1 protein-coding gene is annotated in these 682 nt (G+C 62.8%); it reads right to left on the bottom strand.

Features of this window, described 5'->3' with window-relative positions; all coding sequences use genetic code 11:
• Window positions 1-682: RNA-guided endonuclease IscB (gene iscB, locus CKO36_RS19320; RefSeq protein WP_200286512.1), on the bottom strand; the 682-nt coding region annotated here is incomplete at both ends.

The following is a 682-nucleotide window of genomic DNA, read 5'->3' as shown; positions in this document are numbered from 1 at the left end:
GGCAAGCCCGCGGCCTTCAATCGCTCAAAGAGTGCCCAGCGCGTCGCATTGACCGCCGCCGCATCGTGAAGCGGGGCTTTGGCCTGTGACTGAAGGCGGCGCAGGCGCTCGGGCTGGTTGCTCAGAAAATCCTCAATCGGCTGACGGCCTTTGCGTTGATTGCAGGTGCGGCAGGCGAGCGTGAGGTTGGAGACTCGATCTGAGCCGCCCCGGCTTTTGGGTTGAATGTGCTCAATCTCTAGTGGAACCTGCGTGGCGCCGCAATAGGCGCAGGTGCGATGCCATTTCTCCAGCAGGTATTCGCGCACCTCATAACCGGCGAGTTCGCCCTGCTGATACGCCACACCGCTGATTTCAGGGTTCTGGAGTGCCTGAGTGTCAAAGCGCACCAGCTCTTGGCTGATGCTGTTGATGGGCGCGAGACGCTGGAGACGATTGACCCAGCTCAGCGTGGTGTCCAATCGATGGCGCAGACTCGGGGCGAGCCAGCCATTGGGTCTGGTGCGATTATGAAAGCGCGAGGCGCGATAGCGCAGATTCACTGTGCGCCGACGGCAACGAAAGGCGCGGCGAGCGGTCAATCGCTCACGGATCTGGGCACCACGGTGGGTCAGTTCGGCCAACCACAGCACCTGCGCCTCACGGCGTACCTCGCCCGTGTCGGGGTCGATGCGCTCGACCT

Source organism: Rhabdochromatium marinum (assembly GCF_016583795.1).
Taxonomy (GTDB): domain Bacteria; phylum Pseudomonadota; class Gammaproteobacteria; order Chromatiales; family Chromatiaceae; genus Rhabdochromatium; species Rhabdochromatium marinum.
Note: the sequence above shows the minus strand (reverse complement) of the source record. Positions and strands in the feature narration are given on the sequence as shown.